Source organism: Streptomyces tremellae (assembly GCF_039540215.1).
Lineage (GTDB): Bacteria > Actinomycetota > Actinomycetes > Streptomycetales > Streptomycetaceae > Streptomyces > Streptomyces tremellae.
Map to the genome: position 1 here is coordinate 74,920 of NZ_BAABEP010000020.1, position 25,720 is coordinate 100,639.

The window sequence follows — 25,720 nt, forward strand, 5'->3', positions numbered from 1 at the left end:
CCGGCGCGGGCAGCGGTACGCGACCGGCACCGACATGCCTCACGTCATTACATAAACGGACATAAGGCATGTCTGCTTGCTACGTTGCCTGCCATGTCCGCACCGACGCAGCCCGCTCCCTCCACGCCCCGCGCCCCCACCGGCCGGGGCGTCGAGCTGCTGCTCCTCGTCTGCGCCGTCCTCATCTCGGTGTCCGGGTACGCGGCGGTCGGCCTCGGCAGGGACGGGGCCGTGCCGCCCGACGTCTGCGGCTACGCGCTCGGGCTCGGCGTGCTGTCGCTGGCCGCCCATCTCGCGGTGCGCCTGCGGGCCCGCCACGGCGATCCGCTGCTGCTGCCCATCGCCGTGCTGCTCAACGGACTCGGGCTCGTGCTGATCTACCGCCTCGACCTGGAGACGCCGGGCGAGCAGGCGGCGCCCACCCAGCTGGTCTGGTCGGCGCTCGGCATCGCCCTGTTCGTGGTGGTCGTGCTCGCGGTGCGCGACCACCGCGTGCTCCAGCGCTACGCCTACGTCTCCGTGGTGGGCGCGCTGGCCCTGATGGCGGTGCCGATCCTGTTCCCCGCCGTCAACGGCGCCAAGATCTGGATCAGGATCGGCGGCCTGTCCATCCAGCCGGGCGAGTTCGCGAAGGTGCTGCTCGCGCTGTTCTTCGCCGCGTACCTCGCCGCGAACCACCGCGCGCTCGCCTCCACCGGCCGCAGGGTCCTGGGGATCCAGCTGCCGAGCGGCCGGGTGCTCGGCCCCCTGGTGACGGTGTGGCTGCTGAGCGTCGTGCTGCTGGTGCTTGAGCGCGACCTCGGTACGTCGCTGCTGTTCTTCGGGGTCTTCGTGATCCTGCTGTACGTCGCGACGGGGCGTACGGGGTGGATCGCGGTCGGCCTGGGGCTCGCGGGGCTCGGCGCGTACGCCGTGGGGTCGCTCGAACCGCACGTCCACAGCCGGGTGGAGGACTGGCTGCACCCGTTCGCCTCGATCGACGCCGGGATCGGGCCCGGCCAACTGGCCCAGTCGCTGTTCGCGTTCGCGGCGGGCGGCATCACCGGTACGGGCCTCGGGCTCGGCCACTCCACGCTCATCGGCTTCGCCGCCAAGTCCGACTTCATCCTCGCCACGGCGGGCGAGGAACTCGGCCTGCTCGGGCTCACCGCGCTGTTCCTGCTGTACGCGCTGATCGTGGCGCGGGGTATCGGCACGGCGCTCGTGCTGCGCGACCCGTTCGGGCGGCTGCTCGCGATGGGGCTCGCGGCGCTGCTGGCGCTCCAGGTCTTCGTGATCGCGGGCGGGGTGATGGGGCTGATCCCGCTGACCGGCATGGCGATGCCGTTCCTGGCGCAGGGCGGCTCCTCGGTCGTCACGAACTGGGTGATCGTGGCGCTGCTGCTGCGCATCAGCGACGCGGCGCGGCGCCCGTACCCGGCGGCGGAGGGCGCGCCCGCACCGGCCGACGACGACCCGCCGCCCAGGACCCCGCTGCTGCGCCTGACCCGCGTGGACGTTCCCGCGGTACGGGCGGACGCGCGGGACGCCGAAGCCGGGGCCGCGCGGGACGGCGCCGCGGAGCGGGACGGTGTACGCGGCACGCACGATGGCCGCGCCGCGCACGATGGCCGCGGCACGCACGGCCGCCGCGGCGAGGCCGATCCGGCGCCGGAGGGCGGCAGGTGAGCCGCCAGATCCGGCACACCGCCGTCTTCTGCCTGCTGCTCCTGGTGGCCCTGTTCGCGAACGCCGTACGGGTGCAGGGTGTGCAGGCCGGCCGGCTTGACGGGCATCCCGGCAACGTACGGCCGAGCGTGCAGCGGTTCGGGGCGCCGCGCGGCGACATCCTGGTCGGGGGCAGCCCCGTCACCGGATCGCGCGACACCCGGCAGCGGCTGCGCTACGAACGCACGTACACACAGGGCCCGTTGTACGCGCCGGTCACCGGCTTCGCGTCGCAGACGTACGGTTCGACGGGGCTTGAGGGCGCAGAGGACGGCGTGCTCTCGGGCAGCGACCCGCGCCTCGGCACGCTGCTCGGCGAAAGCAGCCCGCACGGGCTCGGCCGCGGCGGGCGTGTGGTGACCACCCTCGACGCGTCGGCGCAGCGCGCGGCCTACGCGGGGCTCGCGGGGCGGCGGGGTGCGGTGGTGGCCGTCGAGCCGGCGAGCGGGCGGATCCTCGCGCTGGTCAGCAGCCCGTCGTACGATCCCGGCGAGTTGTCGGGCACGGGCGACCAGGTACGGGACGCGTGGACGCGGCTCAACGACGCCGACACGCAGCCCATGCTCAACAGGGCACTGCGGGGCACCTATCCGCCGGGGTCGACCTTCAAGATCGTGACGGCCGCCGCGGCGTTGGAGTCCGGTGTGGTGAAGGATCCCGGCGCGCCGAGCGGCATCCCCTCCCCGTACCGGCTGCCGGGGACCAGGACGAGCCTGCCGAACGAGGCGGACGGCTGCGACGACGCCTCACTGGAGTACGCGATCACCTGGTCCTGTAACACGGTGATGGCGGGGCTCGGGGTGAAGGTGGGGCTCGCGGGGATGCTGGACACGGTGGAGCGGTTCGGCTTCAACGACGCGTCGCTGCGCGTGCCCTCGGCGGTGGCGAAGTCGACGTTCGACCGGCACATGGGCGAGGACCAGCTGGCGCTCTCGTCGATCGGGCAGTTCGACACGACGGCGACGCCGCTGCAGATGGCGATGGTGTCGGCGGCGGTCGCCAACGGCGGGGTGCTGCGCCATCCGCGCCTCGTGGACCGTACGACGACGGCTGACGGCCGCCTCGTCACGCACGAGCCGGACCGGACGTACGAGCGCGTGATGAGCCCCTCGACCGCGTCCGAGCTGCGCCGGATGATGGTGGACGTGGTGCGCTCGGGCACCGGCGGCAGGGCCGCGCTCAAGGGCGCGACCGTGGGCGGCAAGACGGGCACGGCCCAGCACGGCGTCGCCAACAAGGGCCTTCCGTATGCCTGGTTCATCGCCTGGGCGCAGGCGAAGCACGCGGCGTGGCCCGGGGTGGCGGTCGCCGTCGTCGTGGAGGACGCGGAGGCGGACCGCGCCGACATCACGGGCGGCGGCGTCGCGGCGCCGATCGCCGGGTCGGTGATGCGGGCGGCGCTGGCGGGCGGGGACGGCGGCGCGGCGGGCAGGTAGGAAAGTCCCGCGCCACGGCGGCGGGCCCTCGGTAGAGTCGGCCGGTGTCCGAGTTGAGACGGCTGTGCGCCGGTGACGCCGATGCGGTCCTGGCCTTCGAGTCGGAGAACCGCGCCTACTTCGCCGCCTCGGTCTCCGACCGCGGTGACGCGTTCTTCGCGCCCTTCGCGGACCGCTACCGCGCCCGGCCGGCCGAACAGGACGCCGGCGTCCGCGTCTTCTACGTGCTCGTCGCCGAGGACGGCTCAATCCTCGGCAGGTCAACCTGTACGACATCGAAGCCGGCACCGCCGAACTCGGCTACCGGGTGGCCCAGCACGCCACGGGCCGCGGCCTCGCGACCGCGGCCGTACAGGAGTTGTGCCGCCTGTCCCCCGCACACCACGGCCTGCGCACCCTGCGCGCGGCCGTCGCCCACGACAACGCCGCGTCGCAGCGGGTCCTGTCCACGTCCGGCTTCACCCCGGCAGCCCCGGCGTCCCCCGCGGACCTTGGCGGCAGGGCCGGCACCTGGTACCGACGCGCCCTGGGCACGCGGCCGTAGGCCCTGCCTCGGATGCCCCGCACGCATCAGCGCCCACGCGAGAGCGCCCGGCCCGGGAGCAGGCCGGGCGCTCTCGACACGCGGGCGCCTACGGTTGGTCGAACTCGCCGCGCGTGACACCACACACGAACGCGGTGAACTCGCCCGGTGAAGACCAGCGCGCCGAACCCGCCGGGTCCTTGCTGTCCCGCACGGCCATCGCCCCACTGACCCGGGCGAATTCGACGCATTGACCGTTGGCGCTCAAGGTCTTCATACGGAACTAGGAAGGGACCGGATCGGCTGTGCAGCGTGGTGCGGTCGTCGGGCGGGTGGAGGCGTCGTTGGCGCGGATCGCCCGGCTCGATCCGGAGTTCCGCGCGTTCGCGGAGGTGTGGGAGGAGGAGGCGAGGTCGCGCGCGTGGTCGGTGGACACGGCGCTGCCGCTCGCGGGGCTGCCGTTCGCGGTCAAAGGGCCGTCGGGGATCCGGTCGTACGCGGCCGGGCGGCTGATCGAGGCGGGCGCGGTACCGGTCGGCGCGACGGCGGTGCCGGGGCCCGGCACGTCCTGGCAGACGTGGGGGCTCGGGCGCTACGGGCGCACGGTGAACCCGTACCGCGACGACCGCACCCCCGGCGGTTCGTCCGCAGGGGCCGCGGTGGCCGTCGCGACGGGCATGGTGCCGCTCGCCACGGGCAGCGACGGCGCGGGGTCGGTGCGGATCCCCGCGGCCTGGTGCGGGGTGTTCGGCCTGAAGACGACGAACGGCCTGCTGCCGTCCCCCGACAGGACGGGGCTCGCGGCGGCGGGGGTGCTGGCACGGCGGGTACCGGTGGCGGAGGCGTGTCTGCGCTGCCTGCTGGGCCCGGGTGCGGGGGCATGCGGGCCCACCGAGGACGCCGTACCGGCGGTGTACGCGCAGGACCTGGGCTTTGCCGAGGTGGACGACGAGGTGGCCGCGGTGGCGCGGGCCGGGGTCGAGCGGCTGCGGGCGGCGGGCGTCGTCCGGCTCGCTCCCCTGCCGGGGCAGGGTGACTTCGCCCTGGCCGATCCGCGCGAGGCATGGTTCGCGATCCGGGCGGGCGCCCGGGACACCCCGCGCGGTCCGGAGGCCGACGACGCGGCGCACGGGGGTGCGGCAGGACCCGCTCTCCGGGCGGCGGCGGAGAACAGCCGCAGGCTGCGCGGGCTGTTCGCGCGGGTACCCCTCCTGCTGAGCCCCGCCACACCCCACAGGCCGCACGGCCACGAGGGCCCTGGCGACCAGTACTCGACGGCGCTGGCGTGGGCGTTCAACGTGAGCGGCCATCCGGCGGCGAGCATCCCCGCGGGCCACACCCGCGACGGCTGCCCGGTGGGGCTCCAACTGGTGGCCGCCCACGGCGGCGAGCGGCTGCTGCTGGCCGTGGCGCGGGCAGCCGAACACGTACCCGGGGGCCCTGCGGGGTGGTCGCGCCGCCGAAGGACGCACGGCGGCGGCTGAGATGGCGGCCCCGGGGCGGACCCCGGGCGCGGGACCTGGCGGGTCAGTGGGGCGGGAGGGGCTCGCGGCGGTGGTGCCAGTCGCCGGGGGCGGGGGTGGCGGCGGGGTGGGCGGCGACGATGCCGCCGGTGATGGCGCAGGTGGTGTCGACGTCGCCGAGGGCCTCCGCGGTGGCCCAGAGGGCGGAGGGCAGGTCGGCGGGGTGGCGTGCGGCGGTCCAGACGGCGAAGGGGACGGTGTCGTCGGCGCGGGCGCCTGTGCCGTTGCCGAGGACCGCGGCCGCGTCGTCCGGCTCCGTGGTGCCCGGCAGCGCGGCGGCGCGGGCGAGGCCGTCGTGCACGGCGCCCGCGGGGGTGGCGTCCGCCACAACGTCCAGGGCGAGCGCGCCGCGCGCGGAGAGCGCGGCGGCGACCGCGACGGCCACGGCGCCCGCGACGCCCTCGGGGTGGGCGTGGGTCACCTCCGCGGAGAGCTCCGCCTCCTTCGCGGCGCGGTCGAGGTCGTCGGCGAACCAGGCGCCGAGCGGGGCGACGCGCATCGCGGCTCCGTTGCCGAGGCTGCCGCCGTCGAAGAGGCCGGGGGCGAGCCTGCGCCAGGACGCCGGCTCGGCGAGCAGGGCGGGCAGGAGCACGTGCATGCCGTAGCCGTAGCCGCGCCCCGGGTGGGCGTCGTAGGCGAGGCCGAAGCAGGCGGCGAGGCGGTCCTGGTCGACGGTGCCGCGCTCGGCGAGCACCCGGTGGAGGGCGAGCGCGAGCGCGGTGTCGTCGGTCCAGGGCCACTCGGGCTCCGCGGGCGTTCTTCGGGCCCTGATCTGGGCGCGCGCCGTCTCGGGATCGCGGAAGCGGGGGGACCACCGCTCGCCGAAGGCGTCGCCCGTGGCGAGTCCTTCGAGGCTGCGGCGCGCGGCCACGGGGCCGCCTGTGGGGGTGGTCGCCGTCATACGCCCATCCTGACGCGCGCGGCCGGGAAAGCACCCGCGCGGTTTAGGCCCCGCGCGGCGCGATCCGGCCGTCCCGCTTGCTGGACGGCGAGTCAACAAGTGGCGCACAGGGGATTGACGCCCCTTGCTGACAAGCAGTCTCATAGGGGGGTGACCGCCGGTAACTCGCCCTCCCACCCCCCGAGGAGGCTCACACCATGACCACCGCGCCCGTCCGTGGCAGCCGCGACACGGTGATGAACGACCCCGTGCTCAGGGACGCCCTCGGCCCCCTCAAGGACCGCGAGCAGATCGCGAAACGCCTGCTGGAGTCGTCGGCACGGCACTCGTTCGACCCCGACAAGGAGCTCGACTGGGAGGCGCCGGTCGAGGAGGGCAAGTGGTTCTGGCCCCCCGAGCTGGTCTCGCTCTACGACACGCCCCTGTGGCGGCGCATGTCCGAGGAGCAGCGGATGGAGCTGGCGCGCCACGAGGCCGCGTCGCTCGCCTCGCTCGGCATCTGGTTCGAGATCATCCTGATGCAGCTGCTGGTGCGGCACATCTATGACAAGTCCGTCGTCAGCGACCATGTGCGGTACGCGCTCACGGAGATAGCCGACGAGTGCCGGCACTCCAAGATGTTCGCGCGCATGATCAAGAAGGGCGGCGCGCCCGCGTACCCGGTGCCGCGCGTCTACCACAACATGGCGCGCGTACTGAAGACGGCATCCACGACGCCGGGTTCGTTCGCGGCGACGCTGCTCGGCGAGGAGATCCTCGACTGGATGCAGCGCCTCACCTTCCCCGACGAGCGGGTGCAGACGCTGGTGCGCGGTGTCACCCGTATCCATGTGATCGAGGAGGCGCGCCATGTCCGGTACGCGCGCGAGGAGTTGCGCCGCCAGATGGTCACGGCCCCGCGCTGGGAGCGCGGCTTCACGCGGCTGACGAGCGGGCACTCGGCCAGGGTGTTCTCGGTGTGCTTCGTCAATCCGCAGGTGTACGAGAACGTCGGCCTCGACCGGCGCGAGGCGGTCGAGCAGGTGAAGGCGAGCGGGCACAGGCGCGACGTCATGCAGTCCGGCGCGCGCAAGCTCACGGACTTCCTCGACGACATCGGCGTGCTGAACGGGCCGGGGCGCGCCCTGTGGCGCAGCTCGGGTCTCCTCGCCTGAACGTGCCGCGCGGCGCGAGTGGTTACGCTTCCCGTATGACCGCTGCGACGTCCCCGCCTCCCGCGTACCGCCGACTCAGCGTGGAACAGCGCAGGTCCCAACTGCTCCAGGCGGCCCTGACGTTGTTCGCGCAGCGGGCGCCCGAGGCGGTCACGCCCGAGGACGTGGCGGCGGCGGCCGGGGTGTCGCGGCCGCTGGTGTACCGGTACTTCCCCGGCGGCAAGCAGCAGCTGTACGAGGCGGCGGTGCGCTCCTCGGCGGACCAGCTGGAACGTTGCTTCACCGAACCGCAGGAGGGCCCGCCGACCGAGCGGCTGCGGCGCGTCCTCGGCCGCTATCTCGCCTTCGTCGACGAGCACGCGGCAGGGTTCAGCGCGCTGCTGCGCGGCGGGGGCGTGTGCGAGACGTCCCGTACGACGGCGATCGTGGACGAGGTGCGCCGCGCGGCGGCCGAGCAGATCCTGCTGCACCTGGGGGCGGAGCGCCCGGGGCCGCGCCTGCGGATGCTGGTGCGCACCTGGATAGCCGCGGTCGAGTCCGCGTCGCTGACCTGGCTCGACGAGGAGAAGCTGCCGGACGCGGGCGAGTTGCGGGACTGGCTGGTCGACCACCTGGTCGTGCTGCTTGTCACGACGGCGGCGCGGGACGGGGAGACCGCGGCTGCGGCCGCCGCGCTCGCGGCGCAGGAGGCGCGGGACGGTCCGCTCGCGACGCTCGCCCGCAGGCTGGCCCCGCTGGTGGAGTCCGCCGCGTCCGGGTGAGACTGGGCGGGTGAGAAGCGAGGACACCCCGTTCGTCGGCGGCCCGCTCGACGGTCGCGTGCTGCCCGTCCTGACGGGCCTGACCGGCCAGCCGCCGAAGTGGTACGACGTCCCGGTGCCGGACGCGGCGGGCGGCCCGCCGATCGTGCACGCGTACCGCAGGGTGCCCGCCGGCTTCACCCGGCGCCTCGGCGTCCAGCGCGGCTGGCGCTACGAGTACGCCCCCGAGGGCCGTGGCTCCGAGGGCCCCCACTGGCCGTGGACCCGCCGCCCCCACCCTCGGCGCCCCCCGGCGTCCGAGGCCGGCGGACCGGACACCCCCGCGCGCTGACACCGCCCCCCTGAGGGCGTCACGAGCCCCTCCGGGGTGTAATTCCGCCGCCATTCGGCCTACTCGTCAGCTCATCTCATGATGTGGCGTTCATCATTCCGCGGAGCGCCGGACCCGATCGCATCCCACTCGCCCCCGGCGCACCGCCTCGGAGGTGAAGGGCATGTCACGTCTGCGATCCGCCTGTGCGACGGCCATGGCGACCGCCGCGGCCACCGTGCTGACCGCGGTCCCCGGCTCGGCCGCGCCCCAGCCCGGCGGGGTGGCCGAGCTGCTGACCCAGCTCAAGAGCCTGTACCAGCAGGCGGAGGCGGCGGGCGAGGCGTACAACGCCACCTCGCAGGCGCTGGCGAAGCAGCGTGCCGAGGTGGCGCGGGCGGGCGGCGGCCTCGCCACGGCGCGGGCCGCGCTCGACCGGGGCAGGGGCGCGGCGGGCGCCATCGCCCGCGCCCAGTACCGGGGCACACCCGAACTGTCGGGCTATCTCCAGCTGCTGCTGGCCGACGACCCGGAGCGCGCCGTCGAGCAGCAGCACATGCTCTCCCAGGCCGCGCGCTCCACCGTGGCCACCGAGAACGAGCTGGCCCGCGGCAAGCAGCAGGCGGACGCCGCAGCCCAGGCGGCGAGCGCCGCGCTCGCCGCGCAGCAGCGGCTCAGCGCGCTGAAGAAGCAGCAGCGCGACACCGCTGAGGCCAAGCTCCGGCAGGTCGAGGGACTGCTCGCCCGGCTCACCCCCGAGCAGCTCGCCCGGCTCGACGCGCTCGACCGCAGCGGCACCGACAAGGCGCAGCAGGACCTCGTGGCCTCGGGGGCGCTCGGCCCGCAGGGGCGCGCGGCGGCGTCCGCCACGCCGACCGCGGCCGGCGCCGCCGCGCTGCGCTACGCCGTGGGGCAGATCGGCAAGCCCTACGCGTGGGGCGCCACGGGCCCCGACTCCTTCGACTGCTCGGGGCTGACCTCGCGCGCCTGGGCGCACGCGGGCGTGCGAGTGCCCCGCACCAGCCAGGAGCAGTGGCGCTCCCTGCCGCACGTGCCGCTCGGCCGGCTGCGCCCCGGCGACCTGGTGGTGTACTTCCCCAAGGCCACGCATGTCGCGCTCTACCTGGGCGACGGCAAGGTCGTGCAGGCCCCGCGGCCCGGTGCCCGCGTCAAGGTCTCGCCGCTCGCCGCCAACCCGCTGCTCGGGGCCGTGCGCCCGGACCCGGCGGGCGCGGCGCTCAGCCCGGCCGCCTACCGGCCGCCCGCCCTGCCAGGCGGCGCGGGGAGCGGCACGGCGGCACCCGCGCTGTAGGGCGCGCCTCCGGGCCGGGCGCGCCTCCCCGCCGGGCACCGACAGCCGGGCTCGGACGGCCGGTCCCCGCCGCCCCGCCCACCGGGCGGCGGGCCCGTCCACGCCGCCGCGCCAGGCTCAGGCGCCCCGGATCCTGCGCGCACCCCGCACACCGGGCCACGCGCTCGCCGCTGCCGCCCGCGCGAGGTACGCGTCGGTGCGCTCCGGGTCGTAGAAGTAGTCCTCGAAGTCGGCCGGGTCGTCGAAGCCGTTGGCGATGCGGTCCGCCACCTGGGGCAGGCGCCCGGCCGCGCCGAACAGCCGCTCCACGTGCTCGGGCACCGGGCCGAGCAGTGTGTTCGTCCACTTCGTGACGTGCCGCGCCTGCTCCCAGTACGCCTCGAAGGTGGCGTGCATCCACTCCGCGTCGAAGGGCCGTTCGCCACGCGCCAGTATCGCTTCGAGGTAGACGGCGGCGCACTTCGCGGCGGAGTTGGCGCCCTGCCCGGTCACCGGGTCGTTGGCGACGACGACGTCGGCCACACCGAGGGCGAGGCCGCCGCCGGGCAGCGACGCCACGGGCCGGCGCACGGTCGGCACGAAGCGACCCGCCAACACGCCTCCAGGGTCGGTGAGTTCGACGTTGAGGACGCGCGCGTACTCCCACGGTGTGAACTGCTCCATCAACTGGAGCACCACCGCGAGGTGGTCGTCGGGATCCGTGACGCCGTGGAACACGTCGAGCGGCCCGCCTGGCACGCCCTCCCAGAAGAGGATGTCCGCCCTGCCCCCCACGGTCAGCGCCGGGATCACGAACAACTCCCCTACGCCGGGCACGAGGTTGCAGCGCACGGCGTCCACACCGGGGTGCTCGGGCCGGGGCTCCGCACCGTGCACATAGGCGACGGCGAGGGCGCGCTGCGGCGTACCGTACGCGCAGCGCGCCGGGTCGCGGCCGAACATCGACACCAGTTCGCCGCGGCCCGCGGCGACGAGGACGAGGTCGTAGCTGTCGGCGAAGTAGTCGATGTCAGAGACGGCGCAGCCGTGGATCACCAACTGGCCGCCGCGCTGGGCGAACGTCTCCATCCAGGCGGCCATCTTGACGCGCTGGTCGACGGATTGGGCGTAGTGGTCGAGGCGGCCGAGCCAGTCGACCGCGCGGCCGTGGCCGGGGTCCGCGACCGAGATGCCGAGCCCTTCGAGCCGGGGCGTCTGGGACTCCCAGAACCCGAGGCCGAGGTCCCGCTCGTGCTGGAGCGCGGTGTGGAACATGACCTGGGTGGACATCACCCGGCCGTTCCTGATCTCGTCGGGCGTCCTGTTGGACATGAGGGTGACCGCGTAGCCGTGCGCCCGCAGGCCGAGCGCCAGGTGCAGCCCGGACTGCCCGGCGCCGACGATCAGTATCTTCCGCATCTGTTGCTCCCCCATGTGCGTCCGTCCGAGGGCGGCGGCCCGTACGGCACCGGGGCCGGTGCGCTGCCCGGCGCACCGGCGCGCCGCCCTCGCCGTACGGTCCGACGACCCGCCCACCGTACGGCGAAGCGACACGGCCGTGACACCGACTGGGCATGAGCACGCCCACGAATGGCGTGCGCCCGGCGCGCCCGCGGGCGGGCCGGGCCCCGTCCTGTCAGTCCGTGCCGGAGTCGAGCGCGTGCCGCACGAGTGTCATCAGCGACTCGACGGCCGAGACCCGCTGGCGCGCGTCCATGATGAGCAGGGGCACGTCGTCCGCGACGGACAGCGCGTTCCTCACGGCCGTGGGATCGAACGCCTGGGCGCCCTCGAAGTGATTGACCGCCACGATGTACGGCAACCCGCAGGTCTCGAAGTAGTCGAGCGCGGGGAAGCAGTCGTCGATGCGCCGCGTGTCCACCAGGACGACCGCGCCGATCGCGCCGCGCACGATGTCGTCCCACATGAACCAGAAGCGCTGCTGCCCCGGCGTGCCGAACAGGTAGAGCACCAGGTCGTTGTCGAGCGTGAGGCGCCCGTAGTCCATGGCGACGGTGGTGGTGACCTTGTTGGGCACGGCCGTCAGGTCGTCCGTGGCGGCGCTCGCCGCCGTCATCAGCGACTCGGTGCGCAGCGGCGGGATCTCGGAGACCGACCCGACGAACGTCGTCTTGCCGACGCCGAAGCCCCCCGCGATCACTATCTTCGTGGCGACGGGGGCGCGGCTGCGGTCCAGCTGCCACGGCTTCAGGCTCTCCTCCGGCTCGGAGACGGCCATCGCCCCGCCCCCCTCCGGGGCGTCAGGCTCGGTGCCCGCGGCGGTGGCGGCTCTCTCCTCGGCGACGGTCCCGGCCCCTGCCGCGGCGGCGCCTGCGGCGGCTGCCTCGTCCTCGGTGACTGCGGTGTCGTCAGAGACGGCGGAGTCCACTCAATACCCTTTCCAGCAGTGCACGGTCCGGCTGTTCGGTGCCGTGCCCGGTCCCGTACACCCTGATCTTTCCCTGGTCTGCGAGGTCGCTCAGCAGCACCCTCACCACGCCGAGCGGCATCTTCAGCAGCGCTGCGACCTCCGCCACCGTCCGCATCCTGCGGCACAGTTCGACGATCGCGCGCATCTCCGGCATCACCCGCGAGGAGCCGCGGCGCGGCAGCTCCCTGCGTTCCTGGGGCGCCTCTATGGCCGCCACGAACGTCTCGACCTGGAGGACGTGTTCTGCCCGTGTCCTGCCGCCGGTGAGCGAGTAGGGACGGACGCGCGAGGCGCGGTGGCCGCCGCCGCGCACGGGCAGCCCCGGCGCGGGCAGGCGCCTGCGGCGGCCGGTGCCGGGACCCGGGTCCCGGGGTGCCTCGGCACCCCGCTCCGGATCGAACACCCCTTCCCCGCGCACCTGTTCGCTCGCGGACGGGCCATCGGGCCGCCGCTCGCCCTGCGGGTGCCCGCAGGGCGTGGACGACCGGGTCACCGGCCGCTCCCGTGGCCCGCGTCCTCGCCGTTCCCGCCGCCGCCCTCCATGGTCCTGCGCAGTTCGCCGCGCAGCTCGGGCGTGAGGACGTGTCCCGCGCGGCCCACGAACAGGGCCATGTGGTAGGCGACGACGCTCATGTCGCAGTCGGGCGCGGCGTGCACACCGAGCAGCGAGCCGTCGCTGATGGCCATGACGAAGAGGCTGCCGTCCTCCATGGCGACCATGGTGTTCTTCACCGGGCCGCCCTCCATCAGCTTGGCGGCCCCGATGGTGAGACTGCCGATGCCGGAGACCACGGTCGCGAGGTCGGCGCTCGAACCGCGCGGCCCCCGGGGGCGGTCGGCGCCCTCGGGCTCGGCCGCCGCCTCGGCCTGGCCGGGGTCGGAGGAGAGCAGCATCAGGCCGTCGGACGAGACGACGGCGACGGAGCGTACGCCAGGCACCTCCTCGACCAGGTTGTTCAACAGCCAGTGCAGGTTCCGGGCCTCGGAACTCAGTCCGAATGTGCCGGTCGCAGTCAACTGTGTGCCTCCTCGACTGTGTCCCCCGCCGCTTCGGTGTGGCGCTGTGCCGTGTGGTCGTGCTGGTGGTTCTGCCGGTAGCCCTGGGGCTGCTGCTGGTGGCCGGTGGGTCCGCCGTACGGCCCGGCCTCCTGCTCGGGGACCTGTTCCGGGAGCGGCTGCCCCGCGGGCCACCGCACCGGCTGCTGCCCGGGAAGCTGTTGTACCGCACGCCCGGTGGCGGGCTGCGCCTGCCCCTCGAACTGCCAGGCGGGCCCCTGCTGTCCGTGCCCTTCCGGGGCGGGCTGTGCGCGCGGCGGCTCCTGCGCGCCCTGCCGGATCTCCGCCTCCGCGTCGTGCCTGCCCGCCTTCGCGCCCTGGTGGAAGCCGCCGAGTCTACGGCGCAATTCCTCCGGGTCGACACCGCGCTTGCGCACCGGCGGCGCTCCCGCGCTCCGCACCGCCCTCGGCACCCGCTTGGGCAGCTGCCCGCCGGGGGCGCCCCCCTGCGGGCCCGGGAGCCGCATGGTGAACGCGTCCTGGTCGGCGCCGCCGGCCGGCCTCTCGTGGGCGTCGGGTCCGATGGCGTACGGGTCGGGGCCGGGCGCGGTGGCGCGCAGCTCCCTGGCGGCGGGGACGCGGGCCCGGCCGCCCTCGGGCGCGGACGGCGCGGGCCGGGCCCCGGGCGCGCCGGGGGCCGCCTGGGGGGCAGGCGCTGCCGGGTGCGGGTGCGCCGTCGGGCCCTGGTGCGCCGTCGGGCCCTGGTGCGCCGTTGGGCCCTGCGGGGCCGTCGGGCCCTGAGGCGCCGACGGGGCCTGTGCACGCGGCCCTGAGAGCGCGGGGCCGCCGAGGGTTCCGGCGCGCTCCGCCGCCCGTACGGACGCCTCGGCCGCCGCGATCACCGGGTCGCCCGCCGCGTCCGCGCCCGGACGCGCAGGCAGTACAGGGGGGTTGGTCTCGGCGACTGAACCCGGCAGGCTCAGCGCCGACGCGCTGTCGGGCACCGGCGCGTCCTCGCCGACCGCGGGCGGCGCCGAAGGCAGGAGCGCCTGCGGCAGGTTGACGACGGCGGTGATGCCGCCGCCCTGCTGCTGCCTGCGCAGCTCGACCCGTACGCCGTGCCGCGCCGCGAGCAGGGCCGTGACGCGCAGGCCGAGGCCCTCGGTGCGTGCGCCGTGGCCCGCGGGGGCGGGCGGTGCGCCCGCGGGGGCGGTCAGCCTGGCGTTGAGTTCGGCGAGTCGCTCGTCCGTGAGCCCGATGCCCTGGTCGACGACGGAGAGCATGACCTCGCCCGACTCCAGGAGCCAGCCGGACAGTTCGACCGCCGCGTCGGGCGGCGAGAACGAGGCCGCGTTCTCCAGGAGTTCGGCGACGAGGTGGCTGAGGTCGTCCGCCGCGTGCCCGGCGACCTGGGCGTGCGGCGGCAGCGTCTGAATGGTGACGCGTTCGAAGGGCTCGATCTCGCTGACCGCGGCGCGCAGGACGTCCACCAGCGGGACCGGGCCCGCGTGCGCGTGGCTCTGCTCGTGCTCCGCGAGGACGAGCAGGTTCTCGCTGTGCCTGCGCATGACCGTGGCCATGTGGTCGAGCTTGTAGAGCGTGGCGAGACGCTCGGGGTCCTGCTCGCGCTCCTCCAGTGACTCGATGACACCGAGCTGGCGCTCGACGAGGCCGAGGTTGCGCAGCGAGAGATTGACGAAGGTGTGCCGCACGGTGTGCCGCAGCTGCCTCAACTGGGCGCTCAGCTCGGCGATCTGGGACTGGAGCGCGGCACGCTCCTCGGTGGTGGCGGCGATCTGGGCCCGGAGGACAGCGTGTTCCTCCGCGGCGTTGGCCGCGGCCTCGGCGGCCCGCTGGGCGCCCGTGGGACCCGCGGCGTCCGCCGCCGCCCGCTCGCCGATGCGGTCGGTGAGCGTGAGCACCCTGGCGTGCAGCGTGTTGAGGGACCGTACGACCTCGGCGAACTCGTCGTTGCGCCCGGTGAGGCGCACCGGGCCCTCGGTCGCGGGCGCGGCGGCGAGCCGCGCCGCGCCGCGCCGGACGGCCGCGAGCGGCCTGGTGAGCGTACGGGCCACGGCCGCCGACACCGCGACCGCGGCCACCAGGCACCCGGCGGCGAGCGCGGCGCGCAGCTCCAGGTCGCGCACGGCGTCGTCACGGAGCTTCTCGAAGCCCTTGAGCCGGTCGGCGGCGAGGCCGGAGCGCGCGCCCCGCATCTGGTCGATCCTGGCGGTGAGCGCGGAGTTGAGCTTGTCGCGGTCCGTGTCGAGGTCCGTGTCGGAGAGCTCGGGCGCGGCCGTGAGCCGGTCGAGGTACTTCTCGGCCGACTTCACATCGGCGCCGGTGACGGTGTCCGCCCAGGCGCGGCGGTCCGTGCCGTCTGCGGTGGCGGCGAAGGCGTCGAGCGCGGCGCGCTCGCGCACCCGCGCCAGCTGGGCCGCGGCGCTCAGCGCGTCACGCGCCCTGCCCTCCGCGGAGCCCGAGTCCGCCATGGGCAGCCCGGTCATGGGGTTGATGGTGGACTCGCCGACCGGCACGGTCAGGGCGGCGAGCAGCAGCCCGCGGGTGGCCGACGCCTCGTCGGCCGCGCGGTCGAGCTCGGCGCCCGCGCGCGCGCCGGGGGCCGCGCCCGCGGGCGCGAGGTCGGCGACCTGCCCGTCGAGCCGCAGCAGCGCGTCGATGACGCGGGAGTAGGCGGTGTACGCGTCGACGGCCGAGCCCTTGCCCTTGACGGCGGCGCGCCGGACGGCGGTGACGGTGCCGAGGTCCTTCAGGGGGCGGGTGAAGGCGCCGGAGCCCGAGGAGTCCGCCACGAGGGCGTCGAGTTCGGTGATCTGCCGGTCGACGCGGTCGCCCGCGGCCCGGAGGCCGTCCTCGCCGCCCTCCTTCCCGCTGTCGCCGTCGTGCGCGGGCCTGCCGGCCGCGACGAAGACGACGACCTGGTCGCGCTCGTCGGCGAGGGCGTCGGAGACGGACAAGGCCTGGCGGTCGAGCCGGGCGAGGGTGACGAGCCGCCGCGCGTCGTCGAGCCGCGCCGACGCGTACAGAAGGCCGGGGGTGCCGGCCGCGGCCACGACGATGCCCGTGACCACGACGCCGACGACGAGCCGCGTGCGTACCCGCTTACGGCGCCCCATCGGAGTGCCGCCCCGCACACCGCCGTTCCCCCGAGGCCGCTTCTTCTGCACCGGTGCTCGCATTCTCGACTCGTCCGCCCATGAAGCAGAGGTGACGGCGGGTCACGACGAGCCACCCCCAGCCCCTGGCACGGCTTCCGACCATTCCAGTGGTTTCAGGAGGAAGACGCGCATCAGCCGACCCGCCACCTGAACGAGTGAACATCACGAAGGAGTTGCCCTTCAACTTTCCCTGGCATGTGCCATGAGCCTGCCCGGCAGGGCGAATGGACCTGCGGCGCGGGCTTTGGAAGGATGCCCGCCCGCATCCCGCGGCGCCCGGCCCCGGTGATCGCTTTTCGGCCTGAGGGCCCTCGCGGCCCCGGGCGCGCGGATCCGTGCGGACTCCGTGGGCGAACGGCGCAGGTGGACCGCGCCCCCTTCACACCCCCTCCCCCTCTCCCCCACTCCGGCAGACTGGTGGCCATGCGCTTCGAACTCGCGACTGCACCGGGAACGGCCGGGCGACCCAACGAGGACTGGACTTCCACGATCACGCCCGCGGCGGGCGAGGGCGGCGCGCTGGTGCTGCTTGACGGGGTCACGCCACCAGCGGGCCCTGACGGTTGTGTACACGGAGTCCCGTGGTTCACGGCACGCCTCGGCGGCGCACTGGCCGAACTGTGCGGTTCCCGCCGGGACCTGTCACTGACGGAGATCCTCGCCTCGGCTATCGCGACGACGGCCGCGAAACATCGGGACACTTGTGACCTTTCTCACGTACGCACCCCTCAGGCGACGGTGGTGCTCGCGCGGTGGGGCGAGGGCCCGGGGAGCGCCGGGGGCACGGTCGAGCACCTGGTCCTCTCCGACTCCACCCTGCTGCGGGAGGACAGGGGCGGGCGGGTGACGGCGCTCGTCGACGACCGGCTCGACCACGTCCCCGCGGAGGTGAAGCGGTCGGTCGCCGCCACGGACGCGCTGCGCAACGCGGAGGGCGGCTTCTTCACCGCCGCCGCCGACCCCTCGGTCGCCGTGCGCGCGGTGACCGGGAGCACGCCGGCCGCCGAGGTACGGTCCCTGCTCGCACTCACCGACGGAGCGGCCCGCTGGGTGGAGATGTTCGGCGAGGGCGGCTGGGCGGAGTGCCTCGCACTGGTGCGCGAGCACGGCGCGCGGGAGCTGATCACCCGGGTGCGGGCCCTGGAGAGCGCGGCTGAGCACGTACGGGGAAAGCGGCACGACGACGCCACGGCGGCGTTCGCGGAGCTGTGAGCGAGGCGCGGGCGGCAGCGGGGCCGGGCGCGCGCGGGGCCCGCGCGGACGGACACGGGGGCGGACGGACACGGGCGCGGACGGACACGGGCGCGGACGGACACGGGGGCGGACGGACGCGGGCGCGGACGGACACGGGCGCGGACGGACGCGGGACCGCCGGCGGGATGGGCTCCGGGCGGGGACGGCCCGACGCCCCGTCGGGCGGCTCGGGCACCGGGGCGACCAGAGCGCCGGGTTTCACCCGAAAGGGATGTTTGCCCGGCGCTCCTCACCCTCCCGCGCGAGCGCCCCTCTCACTCGTTCGAGGGACGGTATCCGGGGCAGGGAACCGGCCCGCGCGCACGGCCGTCCGCGGCGGGCTGGTCAGGCCGCGAAGCGGGCGTTCAGCTGGTGCAGGAGGCGGGCCAGCTCAGCGATCTCGCCGCGGTCCCAGTCGGCGAGTTTCTGCACGTAGCGGCCCCTGCGGGCGTCCCTGACCCGGCGAAAGCTGTCGAGCCCCTCGTCCGTGATCCGCACCAGCGAGGCGCGGCCGTCCGCGGGGTCGGGCTCCCGGGTGATCAGCCCCAGCTCCTGGAGCGCCCTCAGCTGCCTGCTCATGGTCGCCTTGCCGACCCCGAAGTACGCGGAGAGCTCCGTCGCCCGCTGCTGCCCGCTCTCCTCCAGGCGGACGAGCAGGCCGTACGCGGAGGGTTCGAGGTCGGGGTGGACCTCGCGGGCCATCTCGCCCGAATTGGCCCTGGCGCGGCGGAGGAAGACCGCCAGCTCGCGTTCCAGGTCGAGGAACTCGGGGGTCACCTGGCCCCCGTCCGCGGACACGAGTCCTCTCTCCGTACCGCCGCCGTGCACGTCAGCTGCCATCGCGCGCTTTCCCGCTCCCGAGGAGTCCGTAGCCGCGGCCATTGCCGCGGCTCTCCGTATTTTCGCAGGTTTAGTCCATCAGCAGCAGCGTGGTGGGGCTGCGACCGCGCGGCGGTGTCCGTAGCGTTTCAGGGTGACATGTCCCCCTTTGACGGATTGTCGACCCGTCAAGCAATCCCCCCACCAAGGTTTTCGGAGGCACGCAATGTCCGTGCGCAGACCCGGAACGCGCAGCAGTCGCCGCACCCTGTACGCGGCGTCCGCGGCGCTCCTGGCCACCTTCGCCCTTCCGCTCACCCTCCCCGGCGTCGCCACCGCCGAGGTCTCCCCCCTCCCCCCGGAGCCAGGACGGGCGGCGTCCCCGCTCGCCGACGCGGCGCCCGCGCGCGGCACCGCGTACATGGGCATGGGCGTCGTCGCCCACGACGGCGAGGGCAGGGCGCCCATCGCCGACCGCGGCCTCGCGGTCGCCCAGACGGAGGGGGTCGACGTCTCCAGCCACCAGGGGAGCGTGAACTGGTCCTCCCTCGCCAAGACGGGCGTGAAGTGGGCCTACGTCAAGGCGACCGAGGGCAACTACTACCAGAGCACCACGTTCAACCAGCAGTACACCGGCTCGTACAAGGCCGGCCTGATCCGCGGCTCGTACCACTTCGCCGCCCCGGACACCTCAAGCGGCGCCAACCAGGCGGACTACTTCGTCAAGCACGGCGGCAACTGGTCAAAGGACGGCAAGACGATGCCCGGCGTCCTGGACATCGAGTGGAACCCGTACGGCGCAGCCTGCTACGGCCTCTCGAAGGCGAAGATGGTCAGCTGGATCAAGGACTTCGCCACGACGTACAAGGCCCGCACGGGCCGCGACGTGGTGATCTACACGGCCACCACCTGGTGGAAGCAGTGCACCGGCGACTACGCGGGCTTCGCGAAGACGAACCCCCTGTGGGTCGCCCGCTACAACACCTCGCCCGGCACGCTGCCCAAGGGCTGGGGCTTCCAGACGATCTGGCAGTACACGTCCTCGGGCCCCGGCGTCGGCGACCACGACAAGTTCAACGGCTCCCTGAACCGCCTCCGCGCACTGGCCAACGGCTGACCCACCCCGCCCCGCCACCCCCGGAAGCAGTGCTTCCGGGGGTGGCGGGCGGACGCGCGCTCACCCCGGAGGGACCCCGGGGCAGGCGGTCATGCCCCTCGGCGCCGTACCGGCGTCAGGCCGCCGCGGCGACCTGGACCTCGGCCGGGGTGAGGGCCAGGTCGAGGACCTGGCGGACGTCGGTGACGGGGTGGACGTCCAGCTTCTCCAGGACCTCTGCGGGGACGTCGTCGAGGTCGGGCTCGTTGCGCTTGGGGATCACGACCGTCGTGACGCCCGCCCGGTGCGCGGCCAGCAGCTTCTGCTTGAGGCCGCCGATGGGCAGGACCCGGCCGGTCAGGGAGACCTCGCCGGTCATCGCGACGTCCTCGCGGACCTGGCGGCCGCTGAGCAGCGACGCGAGGGCCGTGGTCATCGTGATGCCCGCGCTGGGGCCGTCCTTCGGGACCGCGCCTGCCGGGAAGTGGATGTGCACTCCCCTGTCCTTGAGGTCGCCGACCGGCAGCCCGAACTCCGCGCCGTGCGAGCGCAGGTACGAGAGGGCGATCTGCGCGGACTCCTTCATCACGTCGCCGAGCTGGCCGGTCAGGGTCAGCCCCGCGCCACCGGTCTCCGGGTCGGCGAGGGACGCCTCGACGAAGAGGACGTCGCCGCCTGCGCCGGTGACCGCGAGGCCCGTCGCCACGCCCGGCACCGCGGTGCGGCGCTCCGCCGGGTCCGTCGCGGACTCGGGCACGTGGTGCGGCCGGCCGATCAGGGCGCGCAGGTGCTCCGCGCCGAGCGCGGCCGGCAGCTCGCGGTCGCCGAGCTCGTGCTCCGCCGCGACCTTGCGCAGCAGCCGCGCGATCGCGCGCTCCAGGTTCCGCACGCCCGCCTCGCGGGTGTACTCGCCCGCCAGCTTGCGCAGCGCGTCGTCGTCGATGGCGACCTCGCCCGCTTCGAGGCCGGCGCGCTCCAGCTGCCTGGGCAGCAGGTGGTCGCGGGCGATGGTGACCTTCTCGTCCTCGGTGTAGCCGTCGAGCGTGACCAGCTCCATGCGGTCGAGCAGTGCCTCGGGGATGGCTTCGAGGACGTTGGCCGTGGCCAGGAAGACCACGTCGGAGAGGTCGAGCTCGACCTCCAGGTAGTGGTCGCGGAAGGTGTGGTTCTGCGCCGGGTCGAGGACTTCGAGGAGGGCGGCCGCGGGGTCGCCCCTGAAGTCGGAGCCGACCTTGTCGATCTCGTCGAGCAGGACCACCGGGTTCATGGACCCGGCCTCCTTGATGGCGCGGACGATGCGGCCGGGCAGCGCGCCGACGTAGGTGCGCCGGTGGCCGCGGATCTCCGCCTCGTCCCGTACGCCGCCGAGCGCGACGCGGACGAACGTGCGGCCCATGGCGTGCGCGACGGACTCGCCGAGGGAGGTCTTGCCGACTCCGGGCGGCCCGACCAGGGCGAGCACGGCGCCGCCGCGGCGCCCGCCGACGACACCGAGGCCGCGGTCGTCGCGGCGCTTGCGCACCGCCAGGTACTCGGTGATGCGCTCCTTCACGTCGTCGAGGCCCGCGTGCTCGGCGTCCAGGATCTCCTTGGCGCCACGGATGTCGTACGCGTCCTCGGTGCGCTCGTTCCACGGGAGTTCGAGGACGGTGTCGAGCCAGGTGCGGATCCAGGAGCCCTCCGGGCTCTGGTCGCTCGCCCGCTCCAGCTTCTCGACCTCCTTGAGGGCCGCCTCGCGGACCTTCTCCGGCAGGTCGGCCGCCTCGACGCGGGCGCGGTAGTCGTCGGACTCGTCGTCCTCGCCGCCGCCGTTCAGGTCGCGCAGTTCCTTGCGCACGGCCTCCAGCTGGCGGCGCAGCAGGAACTCGCGCTGCTGCTTGTCGACGCCCTCCTGGACGTCCTTCGCGATGGACTCGGCCACGTTCTGCTCGGCCAGGTGCTCGCGCAGCTGCCGCGTGGCGAGCCTGAGCCGGGCGACCGGGTCGGTGGTCTCCAGCAGCTCCACCTTCTGGGCGGTGGACAGGAACGGCGAGTAGCCCGAGTTGTCGGCGAGCGCGGACACGTCGTCGATCTGCTGGACGCGGTCCACGACCTGCCAGGCGCCGCGCTTCTTCAGCCAGTCGGTGGCGAGTGCCTTGTACTCCTTCACCAGCTCCGACACGGCGCCGGGCAGCGGGTCCGGCACGGTCTCCTCGATGGTGATGCCCTCCACCCACAGGGCGGCGCCCGGCCCACTCGTGCCGGCCCCGATCTGCACGCGGCCACGGCCGCGGATCAGGGCGCCAGGGTCGCCGTCCGAGAGCCGTCCGACCTGTTCGACGGTGCCGAGCACGCCGGTCGACGCGTACGAGCCGTCGACGCGCGGCACCAGCAGCACCTGCGGCTTTCCCGCACCGGCCCCCTCCGTGCGTGCTGCTGCCTGTGCGGCCTCGACGGCGGCGCGGACTTCGGTGTCGGACAGGTCCAGGGGCACCACCATGCCGGGCAGCACGACCTCGTCGTCGAGCGGCAGCACGGGAAGCGTGAGCGGTGTGGAAATTGCAGCCATGATCTCCCCTTCGGCAATCAAGTTGAGCTATGCAGGCTCAATGCTTGTGAGTGCCAGGATGTTCCCGGTGCGGCCGCGCGTTCGCCGTCAGCGATCATCGAGCCGTGCGCGGCCGGGCCCCCGAGGCGCGGCGCGCGGGCCCGGCAGGGTCGGAACACCCGGCGCGGACCCGCCATTCCGCGCGGTCCCGCGGGGCTGGGCCCGTGCGCGCCGGCCGCCCGACCCGCGGGAGTCGGGCCGTACAGCGGTCTCACACGAGACAGCGGCGGCACACGAGCAACGAGAGAAAGGAGCGGGCACGTGTCCGAGTCGGAGACCACCCGGGGCCGGGCGCCCGGCACACCCGTCACGCTGGACCGGCGGGAGGGGCCGTACGGGGAGGTCGCGCTGCGCCGCCGCCGCGCGGAAGGCGGCAGCGGTGGTGACCGCGCGGACGACGTACTGGAGATCGACGACGTACTGGAGATCATCGCCAACGGCACGTTCCTGATGGACACCTCGGACGGCCGCTCCGAGCGGCTGCTGGTCGACGCGGCGCTGCGCACGCTGCCCGAGGAACGGCGGAGCGCCCGGCCGTCCGTGCTGATCGGCGGGCTCGGCGTGGGCTTCTCGCTCGCGCACGCCGCCGCCGACCCCCGCTGGGGCCGGATCGCCGTCGTGGAGCGGGAGCAGGCGATCATCGACTGGCACCGTGCCGGGCCGCTCGCCCGGATCTCGGCGGCCGCGCTCGCGGACCCGCGCACTGTGATCCTGCACACCGACCTCGTCGGGTACGTGCGCGCCGCCCCCGGCACGCACGCCGACCGCTACGACGCGCTGTGCCTCGACATCGACAACGGACCGGACTGGACCGTCACCGAGAGCAACGACGGTCTGTACACAGAGGAAGGACTCGCCGCCTGCAGACGGCTGTTGAACCCCTCGGGGGTCCTCGCCGTCTGGTCCGCCCAACCCTCCGCGACCTTTGCCGATGCGTTGCGGAATGCCGGTTTCACCTGGGTTGCGGACGAAGAGGTGCGGGTTGCCCGGGGCGCGCCGGACGTCGTCCATCTCGCTGTTCGCACTGCGTAGCCGAAAGGCGGCCGCTACCTCTACGCTGCTCCACGAAATACAGGATCCGGCGATCTACGACACCCCCCAGGCGTTCCACGACGTAGACCGGCGGATCAAGGGCATACGGAGCGCGTTGAAACGCGTACCAGGGGCGGGCGATGGAGCAGACACACACCAGCCACACCGGAGTGGCGGCCACGCCGGGCGCTCAGCGCCGGGTCCTCGTCGTCGAGGACGACGCGACCATCGTCGACGCCATCGCGGCCCGGCTGCGGGCCGAGGGCTTCCTCGTGCAGACCGCGGTCGACGGCCCCGCCGCGGTCGACGCGGCGGAGGCGTGGCAGCCGGACCTGATGGTGCTCGACGTGATGCTGCCGGGATTCGACGGACTGGAGGTGTGCCGGCGCGTACAGGCGCAGCGCCCGGTCCCGGTCCTGATGCTGACGGCGCGCGACGACGAGACGGACATGCTCGTCGGACTCGGCGTCGGCGCTGACGACTACATGACCAAGCCGTTCTCCATGCGCGAGCTGGCGGCCCGCGTGCACGTGCTGCTGCGGCGCGTCGAGCGTGCGGCGCTCGCCGCCGTGACACCGCGCAGCGGCATCCTCAGGCTGGGCGAACTGGAGATCGACCACGCACAGCGCCGGGTGCGCGTGCGCGGCGACGACGTGCACCTCACAAGTCGGAGGCCAAGCGGTCTTAGGAAGACAACGTGCGATCCCAACTCCTTGGCTCACAGAACGACATGGCTACGATCCGACTTGGGCGGACGCGTCGGGCACCAGGACGGTCGACAGTCACATCAAGGCGCTGCGCCGGAAGATCGGCGCGGAGCGCATCCGTACGGTCCACGGCGTCGGCTACGCCCTGGAGACACCGGCGCCATGAACCTGGCGGGCCGGCCGGGAAGCGGCGGGCGCGGGGCCGGGCGCGCGGACGCGTCGGAGGGCCGGGACGACAGGACCCGGGACGACCGGTGGGCGGTCCGGCCCTTCTCGATCAAGGCGAAGCTCGGCACGCTGGTGGTCGTCTCGGTCTTCATCACGACCGGGCTGCTGATGGTGGCGCTGCGCACCAAGACGGAGCTGCGCTTCATCACGGTGTTCTCGGTGATCGCGACGCTGCTGATCACCCAGTTCGTGGCGCACGGCCTGACCGCGCCGCTCGACGAGATGAACACGGTAGCCAAGGGCATCTCGCACGGCGAGTACACGCGCCGGGTCAGCGGCGCGGACCGGCGGGACGAGCTGGGCGACCTGGCGTCGACGATCAACCGCATGGCGGACGACCTGGAGGCCGTGGACCGGCACAGGAAAGAGCTGGTCGCGAACGTGTCGCACGAGCTGCGCACCCCGATCGCGGCGCTGCGCGCCGTGCTGGAGAACGTCGTGGACGGCGTCTCCGCGGCCGATCCCGAGACGATGCGCACGGCGCTGAGACAGACGGAGCGGCTCGGCCGGCTGGTGGAGACGCTGCTCGACCTGTCCAGGATCGACAACGGGGTCGTCCCGCTCAAGGCGAGCCGCTTCGAGGTGTGGCCCTACCTGTCGGGCGTGCTGAAGGAGGCGAACCTCGCGGCGGCGCACCGCGGCCTGAGCAGCGGCTCCGGGCTGCACACCAGGACCGACGTGCACCTGCATCTGGACGTGTCCCCGCCGGAGCTGACGGCGTACGCGGACGCGGAGCGGCTGCACCAGGTCGTGGCGAACCTGATCGACAACGCGGTGAAGCACAGCCCGCCGCACGGCCGGGTCACGGTGCGGGCGCGGCGCGGCCCGGAGCCCGAGTCGCTCCACCTGGAGGTGCGCGACGAGGGCCCCGGCATCCCCGAGGAGGAGCGCAGCCGGGTCTTCGAGCGGTTCAACCGCGGCCGGGTCGCCAAGCCCGGCGGCAGCAACGACGGCGGCACGGGCCTCGGCCTCGCGATCGCGCGCTGGGCGGTCGATCTGCACGGCGGCGGGATAGGCGTGGCCGAATCGGCCAGCGGCTGCCGGATAAGGGTCACTCTTCCGGGCGTACCGGAGGATCGGGTGTGACGGTGGGCGGCCGCAGCGCGGCGGCCGCCCACCGGGACCGCCCCGCCGGGGCCGCGAGGCCCGCGGGGCCCCTGTCACGGCGGCGCGCCGACGGCGCCGCGGACATCACGGGAAAATCCGGTGGGGGCGGTTCCTCCCCGCCCCCACCTGGGTAGGAAGACGCCAGGACCGCACACCCGGCGATCTGCCCGGCCAGGTTCGCGGGCGCGCCCTGACACACGGGACGGCCGTGCGACCGTGGCTTGGCAAAACGCGTTAGTTTCCCGCCAAACCGTGCGCTGAAACACTCCGAGCGATGTGACGTGCGCGACGATGGCCCATCCGGCCTGCACCCGGGACCTCGGTAGGCGTAGCCTTGATTTCCGCTGTCCATCACCTTGTGAAGCGGAAGAGGGCGGTTCACGCCGTGTCGTCTCAGTCCCCCAGTAACACGAGCATCTCGACCGATGGCCAAGACGGGCAGGGTGCCAACCCTGCCGCTGCCTTCGGCCCCAATGAGTGGCTTGTCGACGAGATCTACCAGCAGTACCTCCAGGACCCGAACTCCGTCGACCGTGCCTGGTGGGACTTCTTCGCCGACTACAAGCCGGGGAGTCCGGACAACAAGTCGGACAACACGGGTACCGCGGCCAAGGCGGACAAGCCCGCGCAGCCGGTAGCGGCGGCGCCCGCGCAGGCCCCGGCCGCCCAGCCGGCCGCCGCGCCGAAGGCCCAGGCCGC

At 74.1% G+C, this 25,720-nt stretch carries 21 protein-coding genes and 1 pseudogene; 13 read left to right on the forward strand and 9 right to left on the reverse strand.

The window, feature by feature from the left end; genetic code table 11:
- Positions 1–93: 93 nt before the first annotated feature.
- The 3 genes and pseudogenes from ABEA77_RS16335 to ABEA77_RS16345 all read left to right on the forward strand — a co-directional run bounded on the left by ABEA77_RS16335 (position 94) and on the right by ABEA77_RS16345 (position 3,687).
- Complete coding sequence (locus tag ABEA77_RS16335; RefSeq protein WP_345647403.1) at positions 94–1,668, forward strand: FtsW/RodA/SpoVE family cell cycle protein; 1,575 nt, start codon at positions 94–96, stop codon at positions 1,666–1,668.
- The gene (locus ABEA77_RS16340; protein WP_345647406.1) at positions 1,665–3,143 is read left to right on the forward strand and encodes a penicillin-binding transpeptidase domain-containing protein; all 1,479 of its coding nucleotides are present in this window, start codon (positions 1,665–1,667) and stop codon (positions 3,141–3,143) included. Before ABEA77_RS16335 ends, ABEA77_RS16340 begins: the two co-directional genes overlap by 4 nt.
- 44 nt (positions 3,144–3,187) lie before the next feature.
- A pseudogene (locus tag ABEA77_RS16345) lies at positions 3,188–3,687 on the forward strand (GNAT family N-acetyltransferase).
- 88 nt (positions 3,688–3,775) lie between these two features.
- Here ABEA77_RS16345 and ABEA77_RS16350 read toward each other — a convergent pair.
- A complete protein-coding gene (locus ABEA77_RS16350) occupies positions 3,776–3,943 on the reverse strand; it encodes a DUF397 domain-containing protein (RefSeq protein ID WP_345647409.1) in 168 nt (55 codons plus the stop codon).
- Positions 3,944–3,971: 28 nt separating this feature from the next.
- Between ABEA77_RS16350 and ABEA77_RS16355 the strand changes: the two genes are divergently transcribed.
- A complete protein-coding gene (locus tag ABEA77_RS16355) occupies positions 3,972–5,150 on the forward strand; it encodes an amidase family protein (protein WP_345647411.1) in 1,179 nt (392 codons plus the stop codon).
- 43 nt (positions 5,151–5,193) lie between these two features.
- Here ABEA77_RS16355 and ABEA77_RS16360 read toward each other — a convergent pair whose 3' ends face one another.
- Positions 5,194–6,090 (reverse strand): ADP-ribosylglycohydrolase family protein, encoded by an 897-nt coding sequence (locus ABEA77_RS16360; protein WP_345647414.1) that lies wholly within the window; start codon positions 6,088–6,090, stop codon positions 5,194–5,196.
- A gap of 197 nt (positions 6,091–6,287) precedes the next feature.
- On the opposite strand from ABEA77_RS16360, the gene ABEA77_RS16365 reads away from it, so the two are divergent.
- The 4 genes from ABEA77_RS16365 to ABEA77_RS16380 all read left to right on the forward strand — a co-directional run bounded on the left by ABEA77_RS16365 (position 6,288) and on the right by ABEA77_RS16380 (position 9,627).
- Positions 6,288–7,244: an AurF N-oxygenase family protein gene (locus ABEA77_RS16365; protein WP_345647417.1), complete on the forward strand. Its 957-nt coding sequence runs from the start codon at positions 6,288–6,290 to the stop codon at positions 7,242–7,244.
- 35 nt (positions 7,245–7,279) lie between these two features.
- On the forward strand, positions 7,280–8,005 hold the full coding sequence (locus ABEA77_RS16370) for a TetR/AcrR family transcriptional regulator (protein WP_345647420.1): 726 nt from the start codon (positions 7,280–7,282) through the stop codon (positions 8,003–8,005).
- Positions 8,006–8,015: 10 nt separating this feature from the next.
- Positions 8,016–8,336 carry a hypothetical protein gene (locus tag ABEA77_RS16375; protein WP_345647423.1) on the forward strand — a complete coding sequence of 107 codons (321 nt, stop codon included), beginning with the start codon at positions 8,016–8,018 and terminating at the stop codon, positions 8,334–8,336.
- Between the two features lie 163 nt (positions 8,337–8,499).
- Positions 8,500–9,627 (forward strand): C40 family peptidase, encoded by a 1,128-nt coding sequence (locus ABEA77_RS16380; RefSeq protein WP_345647426.1) that lies wholly within the window; start codon positions 8,500–8,502, stop codon positions 9,625–9,627.
- 117 nt (positions 9,628–9,744) lie between these two features.
- Here the strand turns inward: ABEA77_RS16380 and ABEA77_RS16385 are convergent, their stop codons facing one another.
- The 5 genes from ABEA77_RS16385 to ABEA77_RS16405 all read right to left on the reverse strand — a co-directional run bounded on the left by ABEA77_RS16385 (position 9,745) and on the right by ABEA77_RS16405 (position 16,170).
- Positions 9,745–11,025: a styrene monooxygenase/indole monooxygenase family protein gene (locus tag ABEA77_RS16385; protein WP_345647429.1), complete on the reverse strand. Its 1,281-nt coding sequence runs from the start codon at positions 11,023–11,025 to the stop codon at positions 9,745–9,747.
- A gap of 217 nt (positions 11,026–11,242) precedes the next feature.
- Positions 11,243–11,845, reverse strand: coding sequence for a GTP-binding protein (locus ABEA77_RS16390; RefSeq protein ID WP_345647461.1), 603 nt, complete (start codon positions 11,843–11,845; stop codon positions 11,243–11,245).
- A 130-nt stretch (positions 11,846–11,975) separates the two neighbouring features.
- Positions 11,976–12,371, reverse strand: coding sequence for a DUF742 domain-containing protein (locus ABEA77_RS16395; RefSeq protein WP_345647463.1), 396 nt, complete (start codon positions 12,369–12,371; stop codon positions 11,976–11,978).
- Between the two features lie 155 nt (positions 12,372–12,526).
- Positions 12,527–13,054: a roadblock/LC7 domain-containing protein gene (locus ABEA77_RS16400; RefSeq protein ID WP_345647432.1), complete on the reverse strand. Its 528-nt coding sequence runs from the start codon at positions 13,052–13,054 to the stop codon at positions 12,527–12,529.
- Positions 13,051–16,170 (reverse strand): sensor histidine kinase, encoded by a 3,120-nt coding sequence (locus ABEA77_RS16405; RefSeq protein WP_345647435.1) that lies wholly within the window; start codon positions 16,168–16,170, stop codon positions 13,051–13,053. Before ABEA77_RS16405 ends, ABEA77_RS16400 begins: the two co-directional genes overlap by 4 nt.
- A gap of 465 nt (positions 16,171–16,635) precedes the next feature.
- Here ABEA77_RS16405 and ABEA77_RS16410 point away from each other — a divergent pair, with 465 nt between their 5' ends.
- Positions 16,636–17,424 (forward strand): hypothetical protein, encoded by a 789-nt coding sequence (locus tag ABEA77_RS16410; RefSeq protein WP_345647438.1) that lies wholly within the window; start codon positions 16,636–16,638, stop codon positions 17,422–17,424.
- A gap of 366 nt (positions 17,425–17,790) precedes the next feature.
- Here the strand turns inward: ABEA77_RS16410 and ABEA77_RS16415 are convergent, their stop codons facing one another.
- Complete coding sequence (locus ABEA77_RS16415; RefSeq protein WP_345647441.1) at positions 17,791–18,285, reverse strand: MarR family winged helix-turn-helix transcriptional regulator; 495 nt, start codon at positions 18,283–18,285, stop codon at positions 17,791–17,793.
- A gap of 205 nt (positions 18,286–18,490) precedes the next feature.
- Between ABEA77_RS16415 and ABEA77_RS16420 the strand changes: the two genes are divergently transcribed.
- Positions 18,491–19,381 (forward strand): lysozyme, encoded by an 891-nt coding sequence (locus ABEA77_RS16420; RefSeq protein WP_345647444.1) that lies wholly within the window; start codon positions 18,491–18,493, stop codon positions 19,379–19,381.
- A 115-nt stretch (positions 19,382–19,496) separates the two neighbouring features.
- Here ABEA77_RS16420 and lon read toward each other — a convergent pair whose 3' ends face one another.
- On the reverse strand, positions 19,497–21,908 hold the full coding sequence (gene lon / locus ABEA77_RS16425) for an endopeptidase La (RefSeq protein WP_345647447.1): 2,412 nt from the start codon (positions 21,906–21,908) through the stop codon (positions 19,497–19,499).
- 300 nt (positions 21,909–22,208) lie between these two features.
- Between lon and ABEA77_RS16430 the strand changes: the two genes are divergently transcribed.
- The 3 genes from ABEA77_RS16430 to ABEA77_RS16445 all read left to right on the forward strand — a co-directional run.
- Positions 22,209–22,979 (forward strand): spermidine synthase family protein, encoded by a 771-nt coding sequence (locus tag ABEA77_RS16430; RefSeq protein ID WP_345647450.1) that lies wholly within the window; start codon positions 22,209–22,211, stop codon positions 22,977–22,979.
- 869 nt (positions 22,980–23,848) lie between these two features.
- A complete protein-coding gene (locus ABEA77_RS16440; protein WP_345647453.1) occupies positions 23,849–25,000 on the forward strand; it encodes a HAMP domain-containing sensor histidine kinase in 1,152 nt (383 codons plus the stop codon).
- Between the two features lie 406 nt (positions 25,001–25,406).
- A partial coding sequence (locus tag ABEA77_RS16445) for a 2-oxoglutarate dehydrogenase E1 subunit family protein (RefSeq protein ID WP_345647455.1) occupies positions 25,407–25,720 on the forward strand: 314 nt, incomplete at its 3' end.

What these genes read in the sequence shown, in the direction of transcription:
- ABEA77_RS16365 (WP_345647417.1), top strand. Translation starts at nt 6,288, where the DNA reads ATGACCACCGCGCCCGTCCGTGGCAGCCGCGACACGGTGATGAACGAC.
- ABEA77_RS16360 (WP_345647414.1), bottom strand. Translation starts at nt 6,090, where the DNA reads ATGACGGCGACCACCCCCACAGGCGGCCCCGTGGCCGCGCGCCGCAGC.
- ABEA77_RS16380 (WP_345647426.1), top strand. Translation starts at nt 8,500, where the DNA reads ATGTCACGTCTGCGATCCGCCTGTGCGACGGCCATGGCGACCGCCGCG.
- ABEA77_RS16335 (WP_345647403.1), top strand. Translation starts at nt 94, where the DNA reads ATGTCCGCACCGACGCAGCCCGCTCCCTCCACGCCCCGCGCCCCCACC.
- ABEA77_RS16405 (WP_345647435.1), bottom strand. Translation starts at nt 16,170, where the DNA reads ATGGGGCGCCGTAAGCGGGTACGCACGCGGCTCGTCGTCGGCGTCGTG.
- ABEA77_RS16370 (WP_345647420.1), top strand. Translation starts at nt 7,280, where the DNA reads ATGACCGCTGCGACGTCCCCGCCTCCCGCGTACCGCCGACTCAGCGTG.
- ABEA77_RS16415 (WP_345647441.1), bottom strand. Translation starts at nt 18,285, where the DNA reads ATGGCAGCTGACGTGCACGGCGGCGGTACGGAGAGAGGACTCGTGTCC.
- ABEA77_RS16410 (WP_345647438.1), top strand. Translation starts at nt 16,636, where the DNA reads ATGCGCTTCGAACTCGCGACTGCACCGGGAACGGCCGGGCGACCCAAC.
- ABEA77_RS16420 (WP_345647444.1), top strand. Translation starts at nt 18,491, where the DNA reads ATGTCCGTGCGCAGACCCGGAACGCGCAGCAGTCGCCGCACCCTGTAC.
- ABEA77_RS16350 (WP_345647409.1), bottom strand. Translation starts at nt 3,943, where the DNA reads ATGAAGACCTTGAGCGCCAACGGTCAATGCGTCGAATTCGCCCGGGTC.
- lon (WP_345647447.1), bottom strand. Translation starts at nt 21,908, where the DNA reads ATGGCTGCAATTTCCACACCGCTCACGCTTCCCGTGCTGCCGCTCGAC.
- ABEA77_RS16390 (WP_345647461.1), bottom strand. Translation starts at nt 11,845, where the DNA reads ATGGCCGTCTCCGAGCCGGAGGAGAGCCTGAAGCCGTGGCAGCTGGAC.
- ABEA77_RS16385 (WP_345647429.1), bottom strand. Translation starts at nt 11,025, where the DNA reads ATGCGGAAGATACTGATCGTCGGCGCCGGGCAGTCCGGGCTGCACCTG.
- ABEA77_RS16440 (WP_345647453.1), top strand. Translation starts at nt 23,849, where the DNA reads ATGAACCTGGCGGGCCGGCCGGGAAGCGGCGGGCGCGGGGCCGGGCGC.